This window comes from Chelativorans salis (assembly GCF_025336525.1).
Taxonomy (GTDB): Bacteria; Pseudomonadota; Alphaproteobacteria; order Rhizobiales; family Rhizobiaceae; genus Chelativorans; species Chelativorans salis.
The window spans coordinates 196,160-220,124 of sequence record NZ_JAOCZP010000007.1 but is presented as its reverse complement, the minus strand read 5'-3'; the positions used below and the strand labels follow the sequence as shown (position 1 = coordinate 220,124).

The following is a 23,965-nucleotide window of genomic DNA, read 5'->3' as shown; positions in this document are numbered from 1 at the left end:
GCGGCGGTGTGGGGATTCGAAATTTTCCTACTCCGCCGGTAGCCCTTCAACCAGGTACTGTCTGGTATCGGCCGTTCGGTGCCGAATTCCTTTGACGGCGCTATACTCGGGAGATGTCAGCCATTTCTGAGCTTGGTCGACGCTGCCGAATTTTATGATGACGATATTTCCGTTCGGTTCTGCGCCTTCGACAGTCTGCGCGGTTGCTCCAAGAACCATAAAAGCTCCGCCATGTTGGTGTACCGTCTCGGTCGCCTTCTCGGCATATTCGTTGAACCCTTCCTGATCTTTCACATTCACCTCAACCACGAGGTAGGCTGGACCAGGTTGGCTCTGCGCCCATGTTGCCGTCGTCCCGGCGAATGCGAGAGCAATGACGGACCCGGCAACCGTTGCCATCTTAAGCATCGGTTTCATCGTTGATCTCCTGATATGCAAACACGTCCTGCTCCGACCGAGGTCTTGGTCGGCGATGTCCGGCGAAAGCAGTGGAAGGTATCTTGCGCCTGTCCCGTCAGTGGCCCGAATGGTGCTCGCAGGTTATCGTGGCATGAAAGGGCTGAACCGCTGCATCGGCGTCGTCACCTCTGAAGTAGACGTGCTGATCATAATGCGCTTCGAAACCATGGGCTTCATCTCCCGGCGTTGTGGGATCGTCTTCCATGGAATCCCAAGGTCGTCCCGCGAAGGCTGGGGGTTCTGTATTGCCCGCCGCCGCCCATGCTTTCTTGAACACCAGGTTCTCGGCCCCCACGAGAAGCAGGGAGCCATCGGCCTGCGGTTCGTATAGAAGGATCGCCGGTTTATCGAAATCGGTGTGAATCCCGGTGCCATCCACGCGAGGCTTCGTTGCGGTGATGCCCAGCAGTCCCGGGTGCAAATAATGGATGCCCATCCCGCCCAATTCCGCGGGAAGTCCTTCGGCTGCGGCCGTCACGCAGTGGCTGCCCGGATCCGCGACATAACCCTCGGCCAGCGCGACATTGACATCCTGGAACCGTTCCGCGGCAACTTTGACCTTGGCTATCGCCTCCGCCAGATCCTCGGCTAAGGCCATTTGGGGGAAGAGGGATATCAGCCCCACGGCCGCAAAGGCGATGTGGCAAGACTTCCTCGATTTCGTTGGCGTTGCGTTCATGGGGCTCTCCTCCGGCGACCCAAAATTGGTCTTGGCCGCGCTGATGAGCTAGATTTTACCCGCCGGCACTACCTTCCGGGAAATTGTCTTTTGATATTGGGGCTATTCCCATGGTCAATTTTGCCGCCCTGGACCTCAATCTCCTGCGCGTGTTCGACGCGATGATGATAGAATTGAGCACTGTGCGGGCGGGCGAACGGGTGGGTCTTACGCAGCCTGCCGTGAGCTCAGCCCTGGGACGGCTGCGCCAAATCCTGCACGATGATTTGTTCATTCGCGTCGGCAACAGGATGGTGCCCACGCCGAAGGCGCTTGCGTTGCGCGAACCCATACGCAACGCCTTGCGACAACTCGAAGACGCGTTCAATTCTACCGTCGAATTCGACCCTGCGAGGGCTGACCATAACTTCTTGATCGGCGGCTCAGACTACGTTTCCACGCTCCTGATGCCCGAGATTGCAAGGTCGCTCATGCCGGAAGCACCCGATATCACCTTTCAGATGCTCGACGTTTCGGCCAAACAGGTGTTTGCCGCTCTCAGCGAGGGCAAGGTGGACGTCGCTCTTGAACGAGAATTGGAGTCGCCCGACTGGATCAGCCGAAGGGCGCTATTTCGTTCCTTTGTCGTCTGTGTCGCGAGAAAGGGGCACCCATCCCTTGCGCAAAGCGGCATAGCGCCGGGCGGCCGTATTCCGCTCGAGATCTTCTGCTCGATTCCTCACGTATTTCTTTCAACCGACGGCAGCAAGGTAGGGTCACTCGGCCCGGGACTTCGTCAACGTGGACTAAGCAGAAGGATCGGAGCAACGGCCTCTCACTTTCAAGCGGTTGCCCTTGCCGCCGCAAGTAGCGACCTTCTCGGTAATCTGCCTGTCCGCTTTGCCCAATATGCTGTCAGACTGCTTGATCTTGATCTCTATCTGCCGCCTTTCGATCCACCTGTTGTCCAGATATGCATGTATTGGCACCGCCGAGTAGAGCGAGACCTCGCACAGATGTGGTTGAGGGAGAAGATCGCAGCCGCGATGGATTTCGACACGGCTTATCCGCCAGTCAATCTCGACAAGCTCGAAAAGCCACCTTGGGAAGCCTGAGGACTTCGGAACGTTTCACGCAGCGACCGGATGACCGGTTGGTGTGCAATCGTACCACAGATCGCAACAGCCGCGGCTTCCGCTCGCCACGCCAAGCCGACCTGTCCGGAAGAAGCTTGCATACCCTAACTGCGTTCCGTCTCCTCCTCCGCCAGCGCGATCAGATTCCTGATCGCCTCCACGCCCAGGCGGTTCATGTGCTTACGGCAAAGGGCGATGTCGATGCGCATGGCGATCATTTCCGGATCGGCGCCGGCGAGGTCGGAGAGACGTTCGATGCCGATCGCTTCGAGATAGGCGACCATTTTCGGTCCGATGGAATGGGCGCGCAGCATGCGCCGGCGCTCGCTCTCCTCGATCATGGTTCCCCTCTTACAACCTTTCGCAACCTGCTCTTAAAGACTTCTATCCTAAGAAACAGACTGAAAACGGCGAAGCGGAGAGTATAGCGTGCGCTTTTCAGCGGCAACGACGGCCGAACGCCTCCTGCCGGAGCGGCTGGCAGCGCGCGCTCTGCCGTGGGCGACGCGTTTCGATGCGCTGATGCGGTCGGCTGACGCGCGCGGTCAGGCCGGGCGCATGTCGCTGATCGTCTTCGGAGCTCGCATCGTCAACGCCGCCATCGCTTTTCTGAGCCAGGTGCTGCTCGCCCGCTACATGGGCGGCTTTGAATACGGCATCTTCGTCCTCGTTTGGGTGACGATGATCATCCTCGGCAGCGTCTCCTGCCTCGGCCTTCACAGCTCGATCATCCGCTTCGTCCCCGAATACCAGACCAAGGGGCAGCTGGCGGAACTGCGCGGCATCCTTGTCGGCAGCCGCCTGTTCGTGCTCGTCTTCTCCAGCGCCTGCGCGGCTCTGGGCGCATTGGGCATCTGGCTCCTCGAGCCATCCATTGAGAGCTACTATGTCGTGCCCTTCTATCTGGGCCTCATCTGCCTGCCGATGATCGCGCTGGGCGATCAGCTCGAGGGGTTGGCGCGGGCCCATTCCTGGGCTCTGTGGGCCATGGCGCCGGCCTATTTCATCCGTCCGCTGCTCATCCTCCTGTTCCTTTGGGGCGCGCACATGGCCGGATACGTGCCCGACGCCACGAGCGCGGTGATCGCCGCCATCCTCGCCACCTACATCACCACGATCATCCAGCTTGCAGTCGTCGCCAGGCGCGCCGACCGAGGCGTGCCGTCTACCAAGCCGCGCTTCCTGCCACGCCAGTGGGCAGCCGTGTCCCTGCCCATCTTCCTGGTGGAGGGCTTCTTCTTCCTTCTCACCAATGCCGACGTCCTGATGATCGGCCACTTCATGCCGCCCACCGACGTTGCGGTCTACTATGCGGCAATGAAGACGCTCTCCCTCGTTCATTTCGTCTATTTCGCCGTCAAGGCGGGCGTCGCACAGCGCTACGCCGCCTATATCCACGGCGGCGAGACGGCAGCGCTTGCCCGCTTCGCCCGCGAAACCGTCTCCTGGACCTTCTGGCCCTCGCTCGCCATGGGGCTGGTCGTGCTCGTCCTCGGCAAGCCGATCCTCATGTTGTTCGGCCCCGGCTTCGACGCCGGATACCCGCTTCTCTTCCTGCTTGTGGGCGCCCTCGTCGCCCGCTCAGCGGTGGGGCCGGCCGAAAGCCTGCTGACGATGAGCGGCCATCAGAACGCCTGCGCCGCCGTCTACGCTGTGACGCTGGCGATCAATATCGGGCTCAACATCATGCTGATCCCCGTGCTCGGTCTGTGGGGCGCGGCGATCGCCACCGCCGTCGCCATGCTCTTCGAGGCCACGGTGCTGTCACTCACCGCCTGGCGCAAGCTGGGCATCGCGATGGCCGTTTTCCTGCCCGCGATGCCGAAAAAGGAGGCCATGTAATGGCTGCTATACCGCTTATCGAGGAAGTCGGCGGCACCGCCTCGGGGGCCATGATCGGCGAGTTTGCCGGGGTGGAGAAGGCAGCCGAGAGCGCCGACATGGAACTCTTCTCATCCACCCGCCCCACCCGCAAGCTCGCCGTCTACTCCGCGTCCGCGGGCTTCGACCTGGTCGAGGAGCTCGACCATCTCGCCGCCCGCGCCATGGAGCCGAACGTCTTCTTCAATCCGCGCTTCCTGGCGCCGGCCATGCCGCGGCTGGAGGATCGCGAGGTGCGGCTTGCCGTCATCCGCGACGGCGACGAGGAGAAAAGCCGACTGCGCCTGCTGGTGCCTTTCTCCATTGAGCGGCCGGCCATCCCCATCGGCGCGACGGTAATGCGCACATGGTCGAACCCGTTTGGCCCGCTCGGTACGCCGCTGGTCGACTGTGACGATCCGGTCGGGGTGCTCGAGGATTTCTTCGCCATGCTGGCGCGGCCGCATCTCAAGCTGCCGAAGGTCTTCGTGCTGCCCGAGACGCGTTTTGACGGCCCCTTCGCGGCCACGCTTCGAACGGTTGCCGAGGCCTGCAACCTGCCTCTGGTGACGGCCAGCGAGGCCGAGCGTCCATTCCTCGAAAGCGATCTCGACGGCGAAGCCTACCTGCGGCAGAGCCTCAGTTCGCACCACCACCGCGAGTTCCGCCGCCTGAAGCGGCGGCTGGCCGAACAGGGACAGCTCGAACACCACATCGCCCGGCAACCCGAGGAAATCCGCCAGGGCATTGAGACGTTCCTGACGCTGGAGGCCTCCGGTTGGAAGGGCCGAACGCGCACGGCCATGGTCATCGACCGCTACCGCGCCGCCTTCGCGCGCGAGGCCGTGGACGGGCTGGCCGAGCGCGACCTGTGCCGCATCCACACGCTGACGCTAGACGGGAAGCCCATCGCCTGCATCGTCGTGTTCGTCGAATCCGGCCTCGCCTACACCTGGAAAACCGCCTTTGACGAGAACTATGCGGCATTTTCGCCAGGCACGCTCCTGATGATCGAGGTCACCAGGAACCACCTCGAGGATCCCAACATCGCCGCCACCGATTCCTGCGCAGTGCCGGACCACCCGGTGATGAGCCGCCTTTGGTCCGAGCGCCGTGCCATCGGCACGTTCATTGTGGGGTTGACGCCCGGCAGCGAAAAGCTCGCCCATCAGGCGGCGGGGCAGATCCACTTCCACCGGGAAACGCGCAACGCCATGCGCATCCTGCGCAACAGGGTGCGGCGGCTGGTGCGGCGGTGAATGGTGGCGGATTGGGTAAGGCGGTGCTGTGGAGCGTATGCCCACGAGCCGGGTCCGTTTTCGCTCTAAGGGCCAATGCGCGGCTGTGCCAGGCATAGCCCGTAAGGGCGAAGCGTGGTGCCCCTGGCCGGACTCGAACCAGCACTCCTTGCGGAAACCGATTTTGAGTCGGTCGCGTCTACCAATTCCGCCACAGGGGCCCTTTACCGATATGGGCAGGCGCGGACTATACGTGCAAGGGCGGCGACGTCAACTCTCGGATTGCTGCGTCGGCATGTCCGTTGCGCTGCTCTGTCCCGCTCGCTAGATAGGACACCTCACCGAGGACCCTTCATGCTTCGCAGACTTTACGACTTCACCATGTCGCTGGCGGCGACGCGGCATGCGGAAAAGGGGCTGGCCGGCGTTTCCTTCGTCGAAAGCTCGGTCTTCCCTATCCCGCCGGACGTGCTGCTCATCCCCATGGTGCTGGCGGAGCGGGCGAAATGGCTGCGCTACGCCTTCATCTGCACACTCGCCTCGGTGGCCGGCGCCCTGCTCGGCTATGCCATCGGCGCCTTTCTTTACGAGACTCTGGGTGAGCCCATCTTGCGTTTTTACGGCCAGAAAGATGCATTCCAGCGCGTTGCGGAATGGTATAATCGCTGGGGCGGCTGGGGCGTTCTCTTTGCCGCCGTCACGCCGTTTCCCTACAAGGTGTTGACCATTTTCTCCGGCGCCACCGGGCTAAATCTGCCGGTCTTCATCGCCGTCTCCATCGTCGGGCGGGGCTTGCGCTTCTACCTCGTTTCCTGGCTGCTCTACCATTTCGGACCACCGATCCGTATATTCATCGAGAAGAATCTCGGCCTTCTTTTCACCCTTTTCATGGTTTTGCTCGTCGGCGGCTTTGCCGCCGTACGCTACGTCTTTTAGAGGTTGGCATGACCCTTACCGCCCCGACCGGCAGGCTGCAGACCATCACCGCAGGTTTCCTGGCGCTCGCCATGGCGGCCACGGTGGGCACGGCGCTCGGCTTCGAGCATCTCGGCGGCTTCATCCCCTGCAAGCTGTGCCTGGAACAGCGCACACCCTACTATATCGGCGTGCCCCTTATGCTGGTGGCCCTCGTCTCGGCCACCATGCATTGGCCGGCGGTGCTTACACGCGGGCTGCTGCTTGCGGGCGGGCTGTTGATGCTGTGGGGACTGGGCCTCGGGGTCTACCATGCGGGCGTGGAGTGGAACTGGTGGCAGGGGCCCACCGACTGCGGCGCGGTGGCGCCGTCGAGTGGCTCCGGCAGCCTGCTCGACCAGCTCAACACGGTCGTCCCGCCCGCCTGCGACCAAGCGGCGGGGCGTTTCCTGGGACTGTCCTTCGCCGGCTGGAACGTGGTGGCAAGCGCCGTGCTTGCGGCGGTGGCGCTGCGCGGGGCCTTGAAGCGCTGAGAGCGCCTTACGGCTCCAGCTCGACGTCCCAGTAGAGAAAGTCCATCCAGCTTTCGTGCAAATAATTGGGCGGGAAAAGCCGCCCATTGTTATGCAGGTCGTGGACTGTCGGCCGAAACGGTTTCTGCTGCGGCCACATCTTGGCCTTTTCCGGCATCAGCCCGCCCTTCTTCAGGTTGCAGGGCGAGCAGGCGGCGACCACGTTCTCCCACGAGGTGACGCCGCCGGAGCGCCGGGGCACCACGTGGTCGAAGGTAAGGTCCTCCCTCGTCCCGCAATACTGGCACTCGAAGCGGTCGCGCAGGAAGACGTTGAAGCGCGTGAAGGCGGGATAGCGGGACGGCTTCACATAGGTCTTGAGGCTGACGACGCTGGGAACCTTCATCGAGAAGGAAGGCGAGGACACCGCATGCTCGTATTCGGCGACGATGTTCACCCGGTCGAGGAAGACAGCCTTGATGGCATCCTGCCACGACCACAGCGACAGGGGGTAGTAACTGAGCGGACGATAGTCCGCATTCAACACCAGAGCGGGCATTCCGTCCGGCGATACAGCGATCGTCACGTTCCCTGAACTCCTTCTCCAGGCAGATCGATCGGTGCGGATACTGTAAGCAGGTGATGACAGGAATGTGAAGCTGTTATTCGCCACGGCAAGGTGGCAAATGCACGAAACGGCTGATTTTCCAGCCTTTCAGGCCGCCGGAGCCGCCTCCCGGCCCTTCATTTCACGATAGTAGGCCCAGAAAAGCCGGGCCGCGACGGAGCGCCAGGGGCTCCATGATTCGGCCATCAGGGCGAGATTCTTGCCGTCGGGGCGCGAATCAAGCGCCAGCGCGTGCGCTGCAGCGCTTTGCAACGCGACGTCGCCGGCGGGGAAGATATCGGCGTGGCCTGCCGCTACCAGAAGGTAGACCTGGGCCGTCCACGGGCCAATGCCGGGAACCGTGGTCATGGCGGCGATCGCCTCGTCCGCGGACAGCGCGCCGAGGCCTTCGAGGTCCAGCGAGCCGTCGGCAAGCGCAGCGCAGAGCGCCACCAGCGCCCGCTGCTTGGCGCGCGAGAGGCCCGCCTGCACGAGCGCCGGTTCGCCGGCGACCAGGAGACGCTCCGGCGTCAGCGGCTCTACGAGCAGGCACAGCCGGCCGAAAATGGCATCGGCACTGGCCCTTGAGACCTGCTGCGAGACGATGACGGAGGCAAGGCTATGGAAGCCGGGCGGACTGCGCCTCAAGGGTACGACGCCCGCCGCTGCACGCACCGCGCCCAACCGGCGGTCGGCGGCGACCAGCGCATCGAGCCCATGGGCGATGTCCTCCGGCGTTTCGATACGCTGCATGTGCTCGGGTCCTTGCGGTTTTTCCGGCCGGAGCCTAGCAATGCCGGGATGGCCACCACAATCCGTTTCCCGCGCGGCTCATGACAACTCCTGTCTTCCGCTTCGCTCCCAGCCCCAACGGTGCCCTGCATCTGGGCCACGCCTATTCGGCGCTCCTGAATTTCGCCATGGCCCGCGAGGCGGGAGGCCGTTTCCTCCTGCGCATCGAGGACATCGACATCGCCCGCTGCACGCCGGAGTTGGAAGAACAGATCTACCGCGACCTTGCCTGGCTGGGGCTCGAATGGGAGACGCCGGTGCGCCGACAGTCAGAGCATTTCGACGACTACGCCGAGGCGCTGGAGCGCCTTGTCGAGGCGGAGATCGTCTATCCTTCCTTCATGAGCCGGGGCGAGGTGCGTGCCTACATCGCCGATGCAGAGGCCGACGGCCAGTCCTGGCCACGCGACCCCGACGGGGCGCCGCTCTTTCCGCCGCTCGACAAGGAGAGGCCGGCGTCCGAGAGGCGGCGGCGCATGGAAGAGGGAGAGCCCTTCGCCTGGCGGCTCGACATGGAAGCGGCCATGGCGCATTGGGGCCGGCCGCTTTTCTGGGACGATAGCGGCAGCGGGCCCGACGGCGAGACGGGCAGCGTGCCGGCGCGGCCGGAGGTCTGGGGCGACGTGGTGATCGCCCGCAAGGAGATGCCGGCGAGCTACCACCTGTCGGTGGTGGTGGACGATGCGTTGCAGGGCGTAACCCACGTGGTGCGCGGACGCGACCTATTTCACGCCACAGCGGTTCATCGGCTGTTGCAGGAGCTTTTGGGCCTGCCTGTGCCTGCCTATCACCACCACGCGCTTATCCTCGACGAGGACGGACGCAAGCTCTCCAAGAGCCGCGGGGACACCGGGATTGCCGCGCTGCGCGCGGCCGGCACCACGCCGGGGGATGTGGGGCGCATGGTGGGGCTGGAGGTGCCGGATGAGGGGTTCAGTCACCAGGCGAGGAGATGATGACGCCCTCTGTCCTGCCGGACATCTCCCCCACGAGGAGGGAGATTAAACGGCCGCTTTGACGGCGCTTTTCTGTAACACTGACGATTGGCGAAACCACCCGCGACGGCCAATCTCACCCCTCGTGGGGAGATGTGAGGCAAGACAGAGGGGGGCGCGAAGGGGCTTTGACCTCACCATTTGGACGAGATTAACAGCGCTCTCCTAAATCAGCCGGCTCAGTGCCAGCTTCGCCAGCACCAGCAGCATGAAGAGGATGAAGGCGCCCACGAGGCCGGCGAGTGCGGCGTCCAGCAGGCTGCCGAAGCGCGTGCCATACATGTTCACCGCCTGTATGGCCCCGAAGAAGCCGACCATGATGATCGCCGTGTTGCCGAGGACACCGAAGCCGGCGTCGTGCAGGAGGGCGTTAAGGGCGATGGAAAACAGGTAAGCAAGCAACGCCACCGTCACGATGGCGAAGATGAGCCAGCTCGCATCGAGCTTCATCAGCATGTGCGCCCCCGCCGGCCGTTGGGCCAGCGCTCCCGAGCTTCAGCACCATTGACAATAGGACGCAAAACTTTCGCTTTCCTTGCCGCCGCGAAAAGCGCAGAGAGCGCTCCGTTCAACAAATCTCTTCCGGATCATCGATGGCCGACGCCGCCAAAGTCATTCCCGTGCTTTTCGTCCTGCTCTGGGCTACCGGCTTCATTGGCGCGCGCTATGCCATGCCGTGGGCGGAGCCTTTCACCTTCCTGTGGGTGCGTTTTGCGCTGAGCTTCGCGCTCCTCCTGCTGCTTGTGCTAGTAATGAAGGCGCGGAAGCTCGCCCCGCGCACGGCCTTCCACGCAGGCATCGCCGGCATGCTCATGCATGGCGTCTATCTGGGCGGGGTGTTCTGGGCAATCCGCAACGGCCTGCCGGCGGGGCTGGCCGGCCTCATAATCGGGCTGCAGCCGCTGCTGACGGCGGCGATGGCCGGCGCGTTTGCCGGCGAATCGGTGGATCGGCGGCTCTGGCTGGGGCTTGGTGTCGGGCTCGTCGGCGTCGCCATCGTGCTTTCGCCGAAGCTGGGAGAAGCCACCGGTGGCGTGACGCCGGCGACGATCGGTGCGGGGCTTTTCGCCGTCATCGCCATGAGCGCCGGCACAGTGTGGCAAAAGCGTTTCGTTGCCAATGCCGACCTGGTCACGGCGACGCTCTATCAATACCTCGGCGGCTGGCTGATCGCTTTTACCGCCTCGCTCCTGCTGGAAAACCAGCAATTCGTACTCACCGGCGAACTCGTCTTCGCCATGGCGTGGCTGGTACTGGTGCTCTCACTGGGTGCGATCTTCCTTTTGATGGTACTGATCCGCAATGGGGCGGTGGCGCGTGTCGCCTCGCTTTTCTACCTCGTGCCGGCGGTAACGGCGGTGATGGCCTGGGCACTTTTCGGCGAGACGCTGACGCCGCTGCAGATCGCCGGCATGGCCGTCACCACGCTGGGCGTGGCGCTCGCCACGGGTCAGTCGGCCACCGTCCGCCGCCCGCGGTAGTGCATGATGGCGGCGTTGATCTCGGCGCCCAGAATGAAGATCACCGAGACGATGTAGAGGAAGACGACGGCGATCATGATCGAGGCGAGCCCGGCATAGGTGCTTGCATAGCTGTTGAAGCGGGCGAGATAGGCCGCGAACAGGCTGGAGCCGGCGATCCACCCGATGAGCGTGAAGACAATGCCGGGCATGATATCCGTCAGCGTTCGATGGCCTCCAGGTAGCCACAGATGCATGGTTATGAGCGCCGCCACTAACACGACCACCGCGATCACATAACTCCACATGTTGATCGTGCCGAGATAGGGCTTGATCCACTCCATGTGCCGGGCCGCCAGTTCGGCGGCCACGGGGGCGACCACCAGAAGCAAGCTGAGCGTCAGGAAGCCCGCCGTCGCGATAAGCACGAAACCCAGACTCTGCACCCGAAGCCGAATGAAGGAACGCTGTTCCCCCACGCGATAGGCACGGTTGAGCGACAGCCTGAGCGCCTCGACGCCATTCGAGGCGAAGAGGGCGGCGCCGACGACACCGAAGGTCAGAATATCGCTGCGCCGCACCTTCAGCACCTTATCCACCTCCGCACCGATCGGCCCCGCCACCTCCTCCGGCAAGGTTTCGAAAATGAGGTGCACCACCTCGTCCGCATAGGCGCCCGCACCGAGAAAGCTCGCTAGCGCCACGGCGAAGATCATGAACGGGAACAGCGCCATGATGGCGCTGATCGCCAGATGGCTGGCCATCGCCCAGCCGTCATCGGAATTGAAATGACCGAATGCTTCGCCGGTGATTTGTCTGAGCGCTGTCAATCCACGCACGATGAGCCCTCGACCATTCCCGCTTTCCCGGATCTGTCTCGCCTTGGCTGGATAGAGGTGCCGCCGCCCCTCCGCACGTCATCCCGGAAGCCGGTGCGAAGCGGCGGCTGTCGGGGACCCATTCCGAGACGTGGAAAGGTCACGGAATTGATCCCGGCTCTGCGGGAACTTACGCTCCCTTGACCGGGATGACGCTCGTTGTGTGATGCGCGAAGGGTCACCGGTATTTCCAAGACGGCTAGTTCCACCTGAACACTTCTCGAACTACTTATGTGGACCTAGGGTCCTTATAGGCAATCAGCCACCGCAACGAAACGACACCCGATGAACAAGAACAAGACCATCCTCCTCACCGGCGCCTCCTCCGGTATCGGCGCTTATTGCGCCCGTGCGCTCAAGCGCGAGGGGTGGCATGTCTTTGCCACGGCGCGCAAGGTGGAAGATTTGGCGGCGCTGGAGAAGGACGGTATGGAGGCCTTCTATCTCGACTACCGGGAGCCCGCTTCCATCGCCACGCTGGCCGATGAGGTTCTTTCGCGCACCGGCGGTACGCTCGACGCGCTGTTCAACAACGGCGCCTATGCGCAGGCGGGCGCGGTGGAGGATCTGCCGGTCGAAGCGCTGCGCGAGCAGTTCGAGGCGAACTTCTTCGGCTGGCACGACCTGACGCGGCGCATCGTGCCGGCGATGCGCGCCCAGGGGGATGGCCGCATCGTCCACTGCTCCTCCATCCTCGGCCTCGTGCCGGTCACCTATCGCGGCGCCTATGCGGCCTCAAAGCACGCGCTGGAGGGGCTGATGCTGTGCTTGCGGGCCGAGCTTCAGGGCTCGGGTGTTCACGTTTCCCTGATAGAGCCCGGCCCGATCCGCTCGAAGATCGCCATCAACGGCCTTCCCTGGTTCGAGAAGAACATCGACGTCGAGAACTCCGTCCACCGCGAAGCCTATCAGGCCCAGCTGACCCGCCTGCGCGGCGGGGGAACCAAATCGCGCCTGAAGCTCGGGCCGGAGGCCGTCCACAAGGTTTTGCGCCATGCGCTCCTTCACCCGCGCCCCCGACCGCATTATGTCGTAACCTTGCCGGCGAAGATCGGTGTGGCGCTAAAGCGACTGATACCCGCTTCCGCCCTCTATCGGATACTCGCCACCCAGGGCTGAACCAGCCCGCAGCAGAAGCAGGAGCCCATGTCCACCGCCTTCAACATCCTGGCCGTCATCGTCATGGTCGCGGTCGTCTTCGTGCTCATCCGCGGCCTCATCAACATGATGCGCGGCGGCTCGGGCAGCACGTCGAACAAGCTGATGCAGGCACGCGTGGCGCTGCAGTTCGTCGCTATCGTGCTGATCGTCCTGGCAATGTGGTACGCCCAGTCGCGGGGTTGAGCCATGGTGAAGCTGAACAAGATCTACACCCGTACGGGCGACGACGGCACGACGGGTCTTGTCGCCGGGGGCCGGCGGCTGAAATCGGATCTGCGCGTCGCCGCATACGGCACAGTGGACGAGGCCAGCGCCTGCATCGGCATGGCGCGCGTCCACACCGCGGAAACGCACCCCGAAATCGACGCTATGCTGATGAACGTGCAGAACGACCTTTTCGATCTCGGCGCCGACCTTGCCACGCCGGAGACCGATAAGAAGCCCGCCCATGAGCCGCTGCGCATCGTCGCCGCGCAGGTGGAGCGCGTGGAGCGTGACATCGACACGCTGAATGCCAAGCTCGCACCCCTCACCTCCTTCGTGCTGCCGGGCGGCACGCCGGCTTCCGCGGCACTGCACCTTGCCCGCACCGTCGCACGGCGTGCCGAGAGGCTGATGGTGGAACTGAGCCGGATGCCGGAAGAGGCGGTGAGCCGGGAGGCGATCGGCTACATCAACCGCGTCTCCGACCTCCTCTTTGTCGCCGCCCGTGTCGTCAATGACAACGGCGCGCGCGACGTGCTATGGGTGCCCGGGCAAAATCGCTGAGAAGAGCGGGCCGGTCGGCCCGGGACAAGGCCGATGTTCATACCGCTCCACGATGCCAATCGGCTGAAGCATATCGATCGCCAGCATGTTACCCTCGGCATCATCGCTCTCAATGTGCTCGTATGGCTGACGACAACGGTCGGCGGTGCCGATTTCGCGCAAGCGGCCGCCCTTGGCCTCGGCTACATCCCCTCCGTCGCCCATGATCTGGCGGTGCTGCCGCCGGAGCTCGAGTTGGTGCCGGCGCAGCTGACTTACGTCACCTATGCATTCCTGCACGGCGACATCATGCATCTGGGCGGCAATATGCTGTTTCTGTGGGTGTTCGGCGACAATATCGAGGATGCGCTTGGCCATGTCCGCTACCTTATCTTCTATCTCGCCTGCGCCATCGCGGGTGCGGCCTTTCATGGCATGGTGATGCCCGAATCCCAGGCTCCGCTCATCGGCGCCTCGGGCGCGGTGGCGGGTGTCATCGCCGCCTATCTGATGCTGCACCCCAGGGTGAAGCTGTGGGTGCTCGCATTTGCCCGTATCCCGCTGCGCGTGCCGGCGTTCCTGGCGCTGGCGCTGTGGATCGGCACGCAGTTCTTCATGTTCGTGGTCGACCGCGAGAACCAGATTTCCTGGGCGGCGCATATCGGCGGCATCCTGGCCGGCGCCGTCCTCGTTGTCGTCATGCGCCGGCCTGGCGTGCCGCTTCTCGATCGGCGTATCGTGCCGCCGGAGGCGGTGGAGTTGGAATAGAGTGAGTAGTGAATTGGGAATAGCGAAGAGCGGCGTCGGACGGCGCCAGCCGAGCGGTGTTCCGACCTTGCTTTTCTCTGCTCACTACTCACTATTCGCTATTCCCTAATCCCCCATATTGACGTGCACGTCAGGCCTCACTACGGTTCGGCGGCTTCCGGCAAAGCCGCACCTTTGGGGAACGACCCAGCTGTCTCGTTTTGCCCCGAACGTGGCGGAAATCAGCCATCGGACCGGACCTGGCGCTGCTATTCCAGCGCTGGGTTGCGGAGTTGAGAAAGGTGAATGCGCATGAAGGTCCTTGTACCGGTGAAGCGGGTGATCGACGCGAATGTGAAACCGCGCGTGAAAGCCGACGGCTCCGGCGTCGAGCTCGCCAACGTCAAGATGGCGATGAACCCGTTCGACGAGATTGCGGTGGAAGAGGCGATCCGCCTCAAGGAGACCGGCAAGGCCGAAGAGATCGTGGCCGTCTCCATTGGCCCGGCGCAGGCGCAGGAGACACTGAGGACGGCGCTCGCCATGGGTGCGGACCGCGCTATTCTCGTCAAGACGGACGAAGCGGTGGAACCGCTCGACGTGGCGAAGATCCTCAAGGGCGTGGCCGATGAGGAGAAGCCGGGCCTCGTCATTCTCGGCAAGCAGGCGATTGACGACGATTCCAACCAAACCGGGCAGATGCTGGCGGCCCTTCTTGGCTGGGCGCAAGGCACGTTTGCCTCCAACGTGGAGATCGCCGGCGAGAAGGCGACGGTGACGCGCGAGGTCGACGGCGGGCTGCAGGTGGTGGAACTCAAGCTGCCGGCGATCGTGACGACGGACCTGAGGCTCAACCAGCCGCGCTACGCCTCGCTGCCCAACATCATGAAGGCGAAGAAGAAGCCGCTCGACGAGAAGAGCCCGGCGGACTACGGCGTTGAGATAAAGACGCGGCTGAAGGTTCTGAAGACCGAGGAGCCGGCGGGCCGCAAGGCCGGTATCAAGGTAGGCTCGGTAGCCGAGCTGGTCGACAAGCTGAAGAACGAAGCCGGCGTGCTTTAGGGAAGGAAACCGACGAGATGGCAATTCTCCTCATCGCCGAACACGACAACCAGTCGCTCTCCGACCAGACAGCCAAGGCGCTTTCGGCGGCAGCCAAGATCGGCGGCGACATCGACATTCTGGTGGCCGGAAAGGACGCCAAGGCGGCGGCGGAAGCGGCAGGCAAGCTTGCCGGCGTGCGCAAGGTGCTTCTGGCCGAGAGCGACGCCCTTGCCGAGCGTCTGGCCGAGCCGCTGGCCGCCACCGTGCTTTCGTTGGCCGACGGCTACGACACGCTGATTGCGCCGGCCACGACGGCGGGCAAGAACGTCATGCCGCGCGTTGCAGCCCTCCTCGACGTAATGCAGGTCTCCGATATCGTCGAGGTGGTGGACGAAAAGACTTATCAGCGCCCCACCTATGCCGGCAACGCCATCCAGACGGTGGAGACGACCGACGCCAAGCGCGTTGTCACCGTGCGCACCTCCTCCTTCCAGGCGGCGGGTGAAGGCGGCTCGGCGCCGGTCGAGACGGTGAATGCGGCCGAAGACCCCGGCCTCTCCACTTTCATCGAGAACAAGATCGAGCATAGTGAGCGTCCCGAGCTGACCTCGGCGAAGATCATCATTTCCGGCGGTCGGGCCCTCGGCTCGGCGGAGAAGTTCCAGGAGGTGATCCTGCCGGTGGCCGACAAGCTGGGAGCTGCGGTCGGCGCTTCGCGCGCGGCCGTCGACGCCGGCTATGCGCCGAACGACTGGCAAGTGGGACAGACGGGCAAGGTGGTGGCGCCTGACCTCTACATCGCCTGCGGCATCTCCGGCGCTATCCAGCACTTGGCTGGCATGAAAGATTCCAAGGTGATCGTCGCCATTAACAAGGACGAGGAGGCGCCGATCTTCCAGGTCGCGGATTACGGGCTGGTGGCCGATCTCTTCGACGTCCTGCCGGAGCTTGAAAAGGCGCTTTGACATTCCTCAAGGCGCGTGCACAATTTGTGAAGGGCGGGGTAGACGCGGCTCTCCCGCCCTTTTAGGTTGCGCTGCAACAAGAACATGCGCGGGAGCGACAAGCACGCCGCGGCGGGATCGGTGAGATGACGGGCAAGATCGAGACGGTGGGTATCGTGGGCGCCGGCCAGATGGGCAGCGGTATTGCCCATGTAAGCGCGCTAGCCGGCTATCGCGTGAAGCTTTACGACATTTCGCCGGAGCGCATCGAGGCGGGCATCGCCACCATCAGCGGCAACATGGCGCGCCAGGTGTCCTCCGAAAAGCTCGAAGACAAGGAAAGGCAGAAGGCGCTCGGCCGCATCGCACCGGCGAACGCGCTGGAGGACCTGGCCGACTGCGATCTCGTCATCGAGGCGGCGACGGAAGACGAGACGATCAAGCGCAAGATCTTCGCCCAGCTCTGCCCGATCCTCAATCCGGAGGCGCTGGTCGCCACCAATACCTCCTCCATCTCGATCACGCGGCTGGCCTCGCAGACTGACCGCGCTGAGCGCTTCATCGGTATCCATTTCATGAACCCGGTGCCGGTGATGAAGCTGGTGGAACTGGTGCGCGGCATCGCCACCGAGGACCTGACCTTCGACACCGCCCGGGCCTTCGTCGAGAGCCTCGACAAGACCATTACTGTGGCGGAGGACTTCCCGGCCTTCATCGTCAACCGCATCCTGTTGCCGATGATCAACGAGGCGATCTACACGCTCTATGAGGGCGTGGGCTCGGTGGAAGCGATCGACACGGCCATGAAGCTCGGCGCCAACCATCCCATGGGGCCGCTGCAGCTTGCCGATTTCATCGGCCTCGATACGTGTCTGTCCATCATGCAGGTGCTCTACGAAGGGCTGGCCGATTCCAAATACCGCCCCTGCCCGCTGCTGGTGAAATATGTCGAGGCGGGATGGCTTGGCCGCAAAGCGGGCCGAGGCTTCTACGACTACCGCGAAGACCCGCCGGTTCCGACGCGCTGAAACGTCCTATGGGTACACCGGGCTTTAGTGCAGGGCCGCGCCTTGCGGCTGGTCGAAGCTGATGCGCGTCAGCATGATGCGATTGCGGCCGGCGTTCTTGGCCTCATAAAGGCGCTCGTCGGCAACGCGGAAGAGCTCGCTGAAGCCGACCCGGTGCGCGAACGTGGCACATCCCACGCTGACTGAAAGCGGGCAACTCTCGCCGCCAGGGTTAAACGCTGCGCGATTGACCCTCTGGCGGATGCGCTCGGCGACGCTTGCCGCTCCGCGCTCGGTCGCGCCCGGCAGGAAGACGCCAAACTCCTCCCCGCCGAGCCGGCCGACAAAATCTGTCTTGCGCACGGCGGAGCGGATGGCCTGGGCGATCGCCTTCAACGCCATATCGCCCTCGTAGTGGCCGAAGCGGTCGTTGATTTTCTTAAAGTGGTCTGCGTCGATCACCAGGAGCGCCCCTGTGACGGCCTGGTCATGGCCGCCGTCGACCAGCCATTTCTCAACGCGTGCGGAGAAGGAGCCGCGATTGAGGCAGCGCGTCAGGAAGTCCGTCGCCGCCGCGTCGGCCAGCTTGTAGTTGACGATGGCCAGTTCGCGCAGCTTGAGGGTCAGGTAGAAGAACAGCGGTCCAGCAAGCAGAATTGGGATCACTACGGCGGAGAGGATGGCCCGCTTCCGCACGACCTCGTCATAGGGAAGGAACAAGGCATAGTTGATGCTGACTGCGACAGCGATACAGCCTGCTGTACCGAGAATCGTCCAGCACGCCAGCTTGATGCGGCCGCGCCTGGACATTCCCCGTAATGAGGCAAGCAAACGCATTCTACCTGACCCCCCCGGTAATCCCCCAACCTTACAGGAAGATATAAAGAAAGGGTTTATCGCGGCGCCATCTGAAGGATCTACTGCGCCGGCTCCTTCTGGCGGCGGGTGCGGGTGCCGGATCTCTTCGCCTTCTTGTGCTGGGCGGCGATGGGGGAGATCTCGTCCATTGGAAAGGCGTCCACCGCGATCACTTTGTGAACGGCCTCCTTCACCTTGGCGACGAGGGCGGGCTCGCTTTCGGTGATGATGCCCTTTTCGTGGGCCGCCTGCGGGTCCTCGATCTTGCTATCGCGCATCTTCTTCTCGATGGGTGCGGCTTCCATGACGAGTTGGAACGCTTCCTCGAGGTCCTTGACGGGGTGCTCGGCATGGCCGGCGCCAACGTAGAGGCCCGGGGTCAGCCGATCGCGCTGGGCGGAGGGCTTCATGAGGATTTCCGCCACCTGCGAGATCAGGCGGTCGGAGGGAACAGGCTCCGGCACGCCCATGGGAAAGGCGATGATGCGAACGGACCAAGCGGCCCATCGCGCCGGCAAATTGTCCAGCACACCCTTGAAGGCCGCACCGATGCGGCTTTCGCCCTGGCGCATCAGATAATCGACGATCGGCCGGTCCTCCTCTTGCTGTCCCTCGTCCTCGAACCGCTTGAGGACGGCGCCGAGCAGATAGAGCTCGGCCAGGATGTCGCCTAGGCGCGCCGAGATCAGCTCCTTGCGCTTCAGGGCGCCGCCCAGGGTCAGGAGCGCAACGTCGGTGAGGAGTGCAAAGGCGGCGGCATAGCGCGACAGCCTCTTCCAGTGGCGCGGCATGGCGGCGCCGTTCGGCGCCGGGCCGATCCGCCCGCCCGACCAGCCGCGCACAATGGCCCGCCACTTGGTCTTCGCGACATGCCCGAAATGCGCCCAGAAGGAGCGGTCGAAGGCTTCCAGGCCTTCTGCCTTGTCGTCATTCGAAAGCGCCAGCATCTCCTTAAGTATGAAGGGGTGCGAGCGCACTGCGCCCTGGCCGAAGATCATCAGGCTGCGGGTGAGGATATTCGCCCCCTCGACGGTGATACCGATGGGCACCGAGCGGTAGCCGCTGGCCAGATAGTTGCGCGGGCCGTCGATGATGCCCTTGCCGCCGTGGATATCCATGGCGTGAGTGAGAGAGCGGCGCATGCGCTCGGTGGCGTGGTATTTCATGATCGCCGAGAGGACGGAAGGTCTGTGCCCCTGGTCGAGTGCCGCCACCGTCAGCCGCCGCGCAGCATCGATTAGGTAGGCGTTGCCGGCGATCTCAGCGAGCGGCTCCTGCACGCCCTCGAACAGGCCGATGGGTACGTTGAACTGGGTGCGCACCCGTGCATAGGCGCCCGTGACACGCGCGCACATGGCTGCCGATGCCGCCGACTGCGACGGGAGCGAGATGCTGCGGCCGGCGGCAAGTGCGGTCATCAGCATGGTCCAGCCCTGGCCGATCTGCTCTTCCCCGCCCAGGATATGGTCGAGCGGCACGAACACGTCCTTGCCGTAGAGAGGGCCGTTCTGGAAGAAGGTGAAGAGCGGGATGTGCCGCTCGCCATGGGTCACCCTCGGCGTGTCAGTGGGCAAGAGCGCCACGGTGATGCCCAATTCCTCGCCGCGGCCCAAATGGTTTTCCGGATCGCGCATCTTGAAGGCGAGTCCCATCACTGTGGCGATGGGGCCGAGTGTGATGTAGCGCTTGTGGAAATTGAGGCGCACACCCAGCACCTTTTTGCCCTTCCACGTGCCGTATTCGACCACGCCCGTATCGGCCATCGCCGCGGCATCCGAGCCGGCGTCGGGTGATGTGAGCCCGAAGCACGGAATTTCGCGGCCGTCGGCGAGCCTGGGGAGCCAGTAGTCGCGCTGCGCATCCGTGCCGAAGTGCATGAGAAGCTCGCCCGGGCCCAGCGAGTTGGGCACCATCACGGTGACGCCGGCCACCACGCTGGCCGAGGAGACCGTGCGCACCACTTCCGAGTGGGCCGTGTTGGAGAAGCCGAGCCCGCCATATTCCTTCGGGATGATCATGCCGAAGAACTTCTTCTTGCGCATGAAATCCCAGACAGGTTTGGCCAGGTCGCGGTCGCGCCAGTTGAGTGTCCAGTCGTCGACGAGAGCGCAGAGTTCGCGGACTTCCCCGTCCATGAACGCCTGCTCTTCCTCCGACAGCTTCGTCGGCGGCGTCGCCAGAAGCGCGTCCCAGTCCGGATTGCCGGAGAACAGCGCCCCGTCCCACCACACGGTGCCGGCATCGATCGCCTCGCGCTCCGTTTCAGAAATGGGCGGCATGATACTCGAGGCCCACTTGAAGATCGGGGCGGTGACGTAGTCGCGGCGAAGTGTGCGGAGATCCATGGCGCTGCCTTCCGTCCGTCTGCCTCTCATCGCGGGCCCTAATGCAGAATGGCCGGCCCTGTGACCATGTTCCGTCGGAGAAGGAGGCCTCCGATCGCACGGCGAGCCTGCCCTGACTATGGCAAAGAAACAACACTCCCCGGCAATCACGCAAAATATATGCCCGAAACGATGCGTTACTGATTGTGATAAATCTCGATTGCGATTATTTGGATGACCGGGAGCAGGTTTGTGTGAGCTGAACGCTTTCATGCCTTCTTGCGGGCGGCGGGGCTATGTTTCGATTTCCCATGCTCAGGTGGCTGAGCATTACCGGAATGGTTGCGACATTTGCGCTGGCGGCGGGTGCGCCGCCGGCGGCAACCGAGGACGGCACGGCGATCGGACTCTCCGACACCCTTGCCGCGCTTTCCCGGCAAAGAGGCAAGAGCGTGAAGAGCGCCAACCGGCAGCTTGAACTGGTCCGCGACCGCCTTGCGAATACGCGCGGCCCGCGCCTGAACGGCAGGAACATCAATGCAAGCTCGCTGGCGATGCGGTTCGCCGGCGGATCGAAGAAGGACAGCGCGGCCTTCGAGACCAAGCACCTTCTCGCACCGAAAAAGGAACGCCGCACGCGGCACCGCGCGGCCTGGCTCGGCGGCGATGTGATGCTCGACAGCGCACGCGCAGAGAATCCGCGCCTGGCGGCGCTTTACACCAATGGTCTCACCTTCGGCGCCGACGCGCGCCTCAGCTCTCGTCTTCTGGTGGGGAATGCCGTCGGCGCTGCCTTCGACAGGACACCCTTCGGTGCCGATGGTTCGCTGGGAACCTACTACCTGTCCAACACGCTCTACGGCAGCCTGACGACGTCGACGGAGACTTTTCTGGATGTCGCGCTCGGCGCTTCCCGCAGTGAATTCTCGGGCGACTACGGCGCCGCCGGGGGCTCCGCCTCGGGCCGCCGTTCGGCCAACCAGTTCTACGGTCAAGCGCGCTATAGCCATCGCTTCGAGCGCAATCGGGTGCGCGTCCGCTCCTATGGGCAGGCAAAGCTCCTGCATACGCGCCTCGGCGACTATGTGGAAAACGGCGACGGAGCCCATCTCGGCCAAGCGCAGTCGATGGGTTCGCTCGAACTTACGTTTGGCGTGCGCGGAGAAACATCTGTGATGTCCAGCGTCGGCAAGCTAACGCCGCACGCCGTCCTGGAGATGTCGCGGACGGCAAGGCGGGCGTCGAGCGCCGTTGTGACCTCGCTGGATGAGGCGACGGACGACAACCATGTGATTGCGTCGTCGAGCGCCCAATCGGGCAGGCTCACCGCCCGCACCGGGCTCAACTGGGCGATCAGCGACGACGCCACGTTCAAGGGCGAATATTCGGTCTCCTCGGGCATGGCCGAGTTTCGTCCGCGACAGAAGGTAACGGCCAGGTTCAAGCTGAAATTCTGATGCCGGGCCGCCCCGCCCGCGGTGTCAGCTCTCTCCGCCCAAGGCAGCAGTGACAAGCCGTTTGGCGTCCTCGCTCGCCCATTCGGCCGGGCCGTTCATATGGGCAAGCAGGCAGCCTTCTTCGTCGATCAGAAGCGTTACCGGCAGGCCGAGCGCCAGCCCGCGCCGCTTCAGATCGTTGAAGATGGCGAGCGATTCGTCGCGGTAGTAGCCGAGCGCGCGGATGCCGACCTCTTCGAGGAAGGCTTTTGGCTTTTCATTACCACCGCGGTCGATATTCACGGCCACCACCTCAAAGCGGTCGGACCCCATTTCCCGCTGCAGCACGTCGAGCGCTGGCATCTCCTCGCGGCAGGGGACGCACCAGGTTGCCCAAAGATTGACGAGCAACGTCTTGCCGGCAAAGTCGGCGACCGTCATGGCCTCGCCGTCAGGACCGTTGAAGGCAAGGTCGCTCAAGAATTGGGAGGGATCAGCCGGCAGCAGCGCAGCAACTTCACCGGTGATGGAGGGCTTAAGCGCGGCGGCTCTTTCGGTGGTGGCGGCGCAGGCCGTCTGCTCGCTTCCGCCGGCGGCGTTGTTGCCATCGGCCCCGCCCATCACGTATACGGCGATGGCCCCGGCGACGACGCCCGCCACCGCGGAGATCGCGATCAGGCGAAGCGCTGGAAGGTTCCGCATAGTGTCCGCCATTCCTAAAACACCACTCCGAGCCCGGTTATCACAATGAGCGAAAACAAAGCCAGCAACCGCATGTGGGGCGGACGTTTTGCCTCAGGCCCCGACGCCGTGATGGAAGCCATCAATGCGTCTATCGGCTTCGACAAGAAGCTCTACGCCCAGGACATCCGCGGCAGCCTGGCACACGCCGCCATGCTGGCCCAAACTGGCATAATCTCGGCGGAAGACGAACGAAAGATCGCTCACGGACTGAACACGATCCTGTCAGAGATCGAGGCCGGCACATTCGAGTTCTCCGCTAAGCTGGAGGACATCCACATGAATGTGGAGGCGCGGCTTGCCGAACTGATCGGCCCCGCCGCCGGACGGCTGCACACCGCGCGCTCGCGCAACGACCAGGTGGCGCTCGATTTCCGCCTGTGGGTGAAAGAAGAGTTGCAGCGCGTCGATGCAGCGCTTGGCGGGCTACTGGAGGCCTTTCTGGTTCGGGCCGAAGAGCATGCGGCGACGGTGATGCCGGGCTTCACGCATTTGCAGACCGCGCAGCCCGTCACCTTCGGCCATCACCTGATGGCATATGTGGAGATGTTCGGCCGCGACCGTTCACGCGTGCGCGACGCCATCGATCGGCTGGACGAATGCCCGCTGGGCGCCGCAGCGCTTGCCGGCACCGGCTTTCCCGTCGACCGGCACATGACAGCTAAGGCGCTCGGCTTTCGCGAGCCGACGCGCAATTCCATCGACACTGTGTCGGACCGCGATTTCGCGCTGGAGTTTCTTTCGGTGGCCGCCATCTGTGCGACCCATCTTTCGCGGCTTGCAGAGGAGATCGTCGTCTGGTCGACGCCGCAGTTCGGCTTCGTGCGGCTCTCCGACGCCTTCTCGACCGGCTCCTCCATCATGCCGCAGAAGAAGAACCCGGACGCCGCCGAGCTGATCCGCGCCAAGACCGGGCGCATAAATGGCGGGCTGGTCGGGCTGCTCACCGTGATGAAGGGCCTGCCGCTCGCCTATTCCAAGGACATGCAGGAGGACAAGGAAGCCATCTTCGACGCCGCCGAGACGCTCGACCTGATGCTTGCGGCCATGACCGGCATGGTGGGTGACCTGGAGGTGAACAGCCGAGCGATGAGGAAGGCCGCCGGTAGCGGCTTTTCCACCGCCACGGACCTCGCCGACTGGCTGGTGCGCGAGGCGAGCCTACCTTTCCGCGAGGCCCATCACGTGACCGGCCGCGCCGTGGCGCTGGCGGAGGAACGGAAATGCGGGCTGGAGAAGCTGCCGCTCGACGATCTCAAGGCGATCCATCCGGCAGTCACCGACGGTGTATATTCGGTCCTGTCGGTGATGAATTCGGTGAAGAGCCGCACCTCCTACGGCGGCACGGCGCCAGCCGAAGTGCGCCGGCAAATCCGTGCCTGGAGGAAACGGCTGAAAGCGGATGCAACGGCGATGAAAAGACGCTAAAAACCCCGCACCTTTGTT

The 23,965-nt window shown here is 63.7% G+C and carries 26 protein-coding genes and 1 tRNA gene; 16 read left to right on the top strand and 11 right to left on the bottom strand.

From position 1 onward, the window contains the following. Positions 1–27 precede the first annotated feature (27 nt). Both N5A92_RS20830 and N5A92_RS20825 read right to left on the bottom strand, forming a co-directional pair. On the bottom strand, positions 28–417 hold the full coding sequence (locus tag N5A92_RS20830; RefSeq protein ID WP_260905984.1) for a DUF1330 domain-containing protein: 390 nt from the start codon (positions 415–417) through the stop codon (positions 28–30). 97 nt (positions 418–514) lie between these two features. Beyond that, positions 515–1,138, bottom strand: a complete 624-nt coding sequence (locus tag N5A92_RS20825; protein WP_260905982.1) for a hypothetical protein — start codon at positions 1,136–1,138, stop codon at positions 515–517. Between the two features lie 110 nt (positions 1,139–1,248). Here N5A92_RS20825 and N5A92_RS20820 point away from each other — a divergent pair, with 110 nt between their 5' ends. Continuing rightward, positions 1,249–2,232 (top strand): LysR family transcriptional regulator, encoded by a 984-nt coding sequence (locus N5A92_RS20820; protein ID WP_260905980.1) that lies wholly within the window; start codon positions 1,249–1,251, stop codon positions 2,230–2,232. Positions 2,233–2,357: 125 nt separating this feature from the next. Here the strand turns inward: N5A92_RS20820 and N5A92_RS20815 are convergent, their stop codons facing one another. Then, positions 2,358–2,594: a helix-hairpin-helix domain-containing protein gene (locus tag N5A92_RS20815; RefSeq protein ID WP_260905978.1), complete on the bottom strand. Its 237-nt coding sequence runs from the start codon at positions 2,592–2,594 to the stop codon at positions 2,358–2,360. Between the two features lie 88 nt (positions 2,595–2,682). Between N5A92_RS20815 and N5A92_RS20810 the strand changes: the two genes are divergently transcribed. Next, the gene (locus tag N5A92_RS20810) at positions 2,683–4,095 is read left to right on the top strand and encodes a lipopolysaccharide biosynthesis protein (RefSeq protein ID WP_260905976.1); all 1,413 of its coding nucleotides are present in this window, start codon (positions 2,683–2,685) and stop codon (positions 4,093–4,095) included. Beyond that, the gene (locus N5A92_RS20805) at positions 4,095–5,372 is read left to right on the top strand and encodes a GNAT family N-acetyltransferase (protein ID WP_260905974.1); all 1,278 of its coding nucleotides are present in this window, start codon (positions 4,095–4,097) and stop codon (positions 5,370–5,372) included. Before N5A92_RS20810 ends, N5A92_RS20805 begins: the two co-directional genes overlap by 1 nt. Before the next feature lie 115 nt (positions 5,373–5,487). Here the strand turns inward: N5A92_RS20805 and N5A92_RS20800 are convergent. Beyond that, a tRNA-Leu gene (locus N5A92_RS20800) sits at positions 5,488–5,572 on the bottom strand. 133 nt (positions 5,573–5,705) lie between these two features. Between N5A92_RS20800 and N5A92_RS20795 the strand changes: the two genes are divergently transcribed. Beyond that, entirely contained in the window at positions 5,706–6,287 is a 582-nt protein-coding gene (locus tag N5A92_RS20795) for a YqaA family protein (RefSeq protein ID WP_260905972.1), read from the top strand. A gap of 8 nt (positions 6,288–6,295) precedes the next feature. Continuing rightward, on the top strand, positions 6,296–6,799 hold the full coding sequence (locus N5A92_RS20790) for a disulfide bond formation protein B (RefSeq protein ID WP_260905970.1): 504 nt from the start codon (positions 6,296–6,298) through the stop codon (positions 6,797–6,799). Positions 6,800–6,806: 7 nt separating this feature from the next. Here the strand turns inward: N5A92_RS20790 and N5A92_RS20785 are convergent, their stop codons facing one another. Both N5A92_RS20785 and N5A92_RS20780 read right to left on the bottom strand, forming a co-directional pair. Then, positions 6,807–7,364 carry an HNH endonuclease gene (locus N5A92_RS20785; RefSeq protein WP_260905968.1) on the bottom strand — a complete coding sequence of 186 codons (558 nt, stop codon included), beginning with the start codon at positions 7,362–7,364 and terminating at the stop codon, positions 6,807–6,809. A 129-nt stretch (positions 7,365–7,493) separates the two neighbouring features. After that, entirely contained in the window at positions 7,494–8,138 is a 645-nt protein-coding gene (locus N5A92_RS20780; protein WP_260905967.1) for a DNA-3-methyladenine glycosylase family protein, read from the bottom strand. 80 nt (positions 8,139–8,218) lie between these two features. Between N5A92_RS20780 and gluQRS the strand changes: the two genes are divergently transcribed. Beyond that, positions 8,219–9,133: a tRNA glutamyl-Q(34) synthetase GluQRS gene (gene gluQRS, locus N5A92_RS20775; RefSeq protein WP_260905966.1), complete on the top strand. Its 915-nt coding sequence runs from the start codon at positions 8,219–8,221 to the stop codon at positions 9,131–9,133. A gap of 204 nt (positions 9,134–9,337) precedes the next feature. On the opposite strand, the gene N5A92_RS20770 is transcribed toward gluQRS, so the two are convergent. Continuing rightward, positions 9,338–9,628 (bottom strand): hypothetical protein, encoded by a 291-nt coding sequence (locus tag N5A92_RS20770; RefSeq protein WP_260905965.1) that lies wholly within the window; start codon positions 9,626–9,628, stop codon positions 9,338–9,340. Between the two features lie 137 nt (positions 9,629–9,765). Between N5A92_RS20770 and N5A92_RS20765 the strand changes: the two genes are divergently transcribed. Further along, positions 9,766–10,653, top strand: a complete 888-nt coding sequence (locus N5A92_RS20765) for a DMT family transporter (protein WP_260905964.1) — start codon at positions 9,766–9,768, stop codon at positions 10,651–10,653. Here N5A92_RS20765 and N5A92_RS20760 read toward each other — a convergent pair. Then, a complete protein-coding gene (locus N5A92_RS20760) occupies positions 10,623–11,474 on the bottom strand; it encodes a YihY/virulence factor BrkB family protein (protein ID WP_260906048.1) in 852 nt (283 codons plus the stop codon). The genes N5A92_RS20765 and N5A92_RS20760 overlap by 31 nt on opposite strands. A 321-nt stretch (positions 11,475–11,795) precedes the next feature. Between N5A92_RS20760 and N5A92_RS20755 the strand changes: the two genes are divergently transcribed. From N5A92_RS20755 to N5A92_RS20725, 7 genes are all read left to right on the top strand, one after another. Further along, positions 11,796–12,629 (top strand): SDR family oxidoreductase, encoded by an 834-nt coding sequence (locus tag N5A92_RS20755; protein WP_260905963.1) that lies wholly within the window; start codon positions 11,796–11,798, stop codon positions 12,627–12,629. A 27-nt stretch (positions 12,630–12,656) separates the two neighbouring features. Beyond that, positions 12,657–12,854 (top strand): twin transmembrane helix small protein, encoded by a 198-nt coding sequence (locus tag N5A92_RS20750; protein ID WP_260905962.1) that lies wholly within the window; start codon positions 12,657–12,659, stop codon positions 12,852–12,854. 3 nt (positions 12,855–12,857) lie between these two features. Next, a complete protein-coding gene (locus tag N5A92_RS20745; RefSeq protein ID WP_260905961.1) occupies positions 12,858–13,439 on the top strand; it encodes a cob(I)yrinic acid a,c-diamide adenosyltransferase in 582 nt (193 codons plus the stop codon). Positions 13,440–13,472: 33 nt separating this feature from the next. Then, positions 13,473–14,186 carry a rhomboid family intramembrane serine protease gene (locus tag N5A92_RS20740; protein ID WP_260905960.1) on the top strand — a complete coding sequence of 238 codons (714 nt, stop codon included), beginning with the start codon at positions 13,473–13,475 and terminating at the stop codon, positions 14,184–14,186. A gap of 291 nt (positions 14,187–14,477) precedes the next feature. After that, the gene (locus tag N5A92_RS20735; RefSeq protein WP_260905958.1) at positions 14,478–15,227 is read left to right on the top strand and encodes an electron transfer flavoprotein subunit beta/FixA family protein; all 750 of its coding nucleotides are present in this window, start codon (positions 14,478–14,480) and stop codon (positions 15,225–15,227) included. A 17-nt stretch (positions 15,228–15,244) separates the two neighbouring features. Continuing rightward, on the top strand, positions 15,245–16,174 hold the full coding sequence (locus N5A92_RS20730) for an electron transfer flavoprotein subunit alpha/FixB family protein (RefSeq protein WP_260905956.1): 930 nt from the start codon (positions 15,245–15,247) through the stop codon (positions 16,172–16,174). 125 nt (positions 16,175–16,299) lie between these two features. Continuing rightward, complete coding sequence (locus tag N5A92_RS20725; RefSeq protein WP_260905954.1) at positions 16,300–17,181, top strand: 3-hydroxybutyryl-CoA dehydrogenase; 882 nt, start codon at positions 16,300–16,302, stop codon at positions 17,179–17,181. Positions 17,182–17,205: 24 nt separating this feature from the next. On the opposite strand, the gene N5A92_RS20720 is transcribed toward N5A92_RS20725, so the two are convergent. Together N5A92_RS20720 and N5A92_RS20715 are read right to left on the bottom strand one after the other, a co-directional pair. Continuing rightward, the gene (locus tag N5A92_RS20720; RefSeq protein ID WP_260905952.1) at positions 17,206–17,970 is read right to left on the bottom strand and encodes a GGDEF domain-containing protein; all 765 of its coding nucleotides are present in this window, start codon (positions 17,968–17,970) and stop codon (positions 17,206–17,208) included. 107 nt (positions 17,971–18,077) lie between these two features. Continuing rightward, positions 18,078–20,363 carry an acyl-CoA dehydrogenase gene (locus N5A92_RS20715; RefSeq protein WP_260905950.1) on the bottom strand — a complete coding sequence of 762 codons (2,286 nt, stop codon included), beginning with the start codon at positions 20,361–20,363 and terminating at the stop codon, positions 18,078–18,080. A gap of 317 nt (positions 20,364–20,680) precedes the next feature. On the opposite strand from N5A92_RS20715, the gene N5A92_RS20710 reads away from it, so the two are divergent. Beyond that, on the top strand, positions 20,681–21,799 hold the full coding sequence (locus tag N5A92_RS20710) for an autotransporter outer membrane beta-barrel domain-containing protein (protein ID WP_260905948.1): 1,119 nt from the start codon (positions 20,681–20,683) through the stop codon (positions 21,797–21,799). A 24-nt stretch (positions 21,800–21,823) separates the two neighbouring features. Here N5A92_RS20710 and tlpA read toward each other — a convergent pair whose 3' ends face one another. Continuing rightward, positions 21,824–22,492: a thiol:disulfide interchange protein TlpA gene (gene tlpA / locus N5A92_RS20705; protein ID WP_260905947.1), complete on the bottom strand. Its 669-nt coding sequence runs from the start codon at positions 22,490–22,492 to the stop codon at positions 21,824–21,826. Positions 22,493–22,525: 33 nt separating this feature from the next. Between tlpA and argH the strand changes: the two genes are divergently transcribed. Further along, positions 22,526–23,947 (top strand): argininosuccinate lyase, encoded by a 1,422-nt coding sequence (gene argH, locus N5A92_RS20700; RefSeq protein WP_260905946.1) that lies wholly within the window; start codon positions 22,526–22,528, stop codon positions 23,945–23,947. Positions 23,948–23,965: the final 18 nt, after the last annotated feature.

Excerpts from the sequence above, each read along its gene's own strand:
- N5A92_RS20830 (WP_260905984.1), bottom strand. The coding sequence starts at position 417 with ATGAAACCGATGCTTAAGATGGCAACGGTTGCCGGGTCCGTCATTGCT.
- N5A92_RS20825 (WP_260905982.1), bottom strand. The coding sequence starts at position 1,138 with ATGAACGCAACGCCAACGAAATCGAGGAAGTCTTGCCACATCGCCTTT.
- N5A92_RS20820 (WP_260905980.1), top strand. The coding sequence starts at position 1,249 with ATGGTCAATTTTGCCGCCCTGGACCTCAATCTCCTGCGCGTGTTCGAC.
- N5A92_RS20815 (WP_260905978.1), bottom strand. The coding sequence starts at position 2,594 with ATGATCGAGGAGAGCGAGCGCCGGCGCATGCTGCGCGCCCATTCCATC.
- N5A92_RS20805 (WP_260905974.1), top strand. The coding sequence starts at position 4,095 with ATGGCTGCTATACCGCTTATCGAGGAAGTCGGCGGCACCGCCTCGGGG.
- N5A92_RS20795 (WP_260905972.1), top strand. The coding sequence starts at position 5,706 with ATGCTTCGCAGACTTTACGACTTCACCATGTCGCTGGCGGCGACGCGG.
- N5A92_RS20790 (WP_260905970.1), top strand. The coding sequence starts at position 6,296 with ATGACCCTTACCGCCCCGACCGGCAGGCTGCAGACCATCACCGCAGGT.
- N5A92_RS20780 (WP_260905967.1), bottom strand. The coding sequence starts at position 8,138 with ATGCAGCGTATCGAAACGCCGGAGGACATCGCCCATGGGCTCGATGCG.
- gluQRS (WP_260905966.1), top strand. The coding sequence starts at position 8,219 with ATGACAACTCCTGTCTTCCGCTTCGCTCCCAGCCCCAACGGTGCCCTG.
- N5A92_RS20770 (WP_260905965.1), bottom strand. The coding sequence starts at position 9,628 with ATGCTGATGAAGCTCGATGCGAGCTGGCTCATCTTCGCCATCGTGACG.
- N5A92_RS20765 (WP_260905964.1), top strand. The coding sequence starts at position 9,766 with ATGGCCGACGCCGCCAAAGTCATTCCCGTGCTTTTCGTCCTGCTCTGG.
- N5A92_RS20755 (WP_260905963.1), top strand. The coding sequence starts at position 11,796 with ATGAACAAGAACAAGACCATCCTCCTCACCGGCGCCTCCTCCGGTATC.
- N5A92_RS20750 (WP_260905962.1), top strand. The coding sequence starts at position 12,657 with ATGTCCACCGCCTTCAACATCCTGGCCGTCATCGTCATGGTCGCGGTC.
- N5A92_RS20745 (WP_260905961.1), top strand. The coding sequence starts at position 12,858 with ATGGTGAAGCTGAACAAGATCTACACCCGTACGGGCGACGACGGCACG.
- N5A92_RS20740 (WP_260905960.1), top strand. The coding sequence starts at position 13,473 with ATGTTCATACCGCTCCACGATGCCAATCGGCTGAAGCATATCGATCGC.
- N5A92_RS20735 (WP_260905958.1), top strand. The coding sequence starts at position 14,478 with ATGAAGGTCCTTGTACCGGTGAAGCGGGTGATCGACGCGAATGTGAAA.
- N5A92_RS20730 (WP_260905956.1), top strand. The coding sequence starts at position 15,245 with ATGGCAATTCTCCTCATCGCCGAACACGACAACCAGTCGCTCTCCGAC.
- N5A92_RS20725 (WP_260905954.1), top strand. The coding sequence starts at position 16,300 with ATGACGGGCAAGATCGAGACGGTGGGTATCGTGGGCGCCGGCCAGATG.
- N5A92_RS20720 (WP_260905952.1), bottom strand. The coding sequence starts at position 17,970 with ATGTCCAGGCGCGGCCGCATCAAGCTGGCGTGCTGGACGATTCTCGGT.
- N5A92_RS20715 (WP_260905950.1), bottom strand. The coding sequence starts at position 20,363 with ATGGATCTCCGCACACTTCGCCGCGACTACGTCACCGCCCCGATCTTC.
- N5A92_RS20710 (WP_260905948.1), top strand. The coding sequence starts at position 20,681 with ATGGTTGCGACATTTGCGCTGGCGGCGGGTGCGCCGCCGGCGGCAACC.
- tlpA (WP_260905947.1), bottom strand. The coding sequence starts at position 22,492 with ATGGCGGACACTATGCGGAACCTTCCAGCGCTTCGCCTGATCGCGATC.
- argH (WP_260905946.1), top strand. The coding sequence starts at position 22,526 with ATGAGCGAAAACAAAGCCAGCAACCGCATGTGGGGCGGACGTTTTGCC.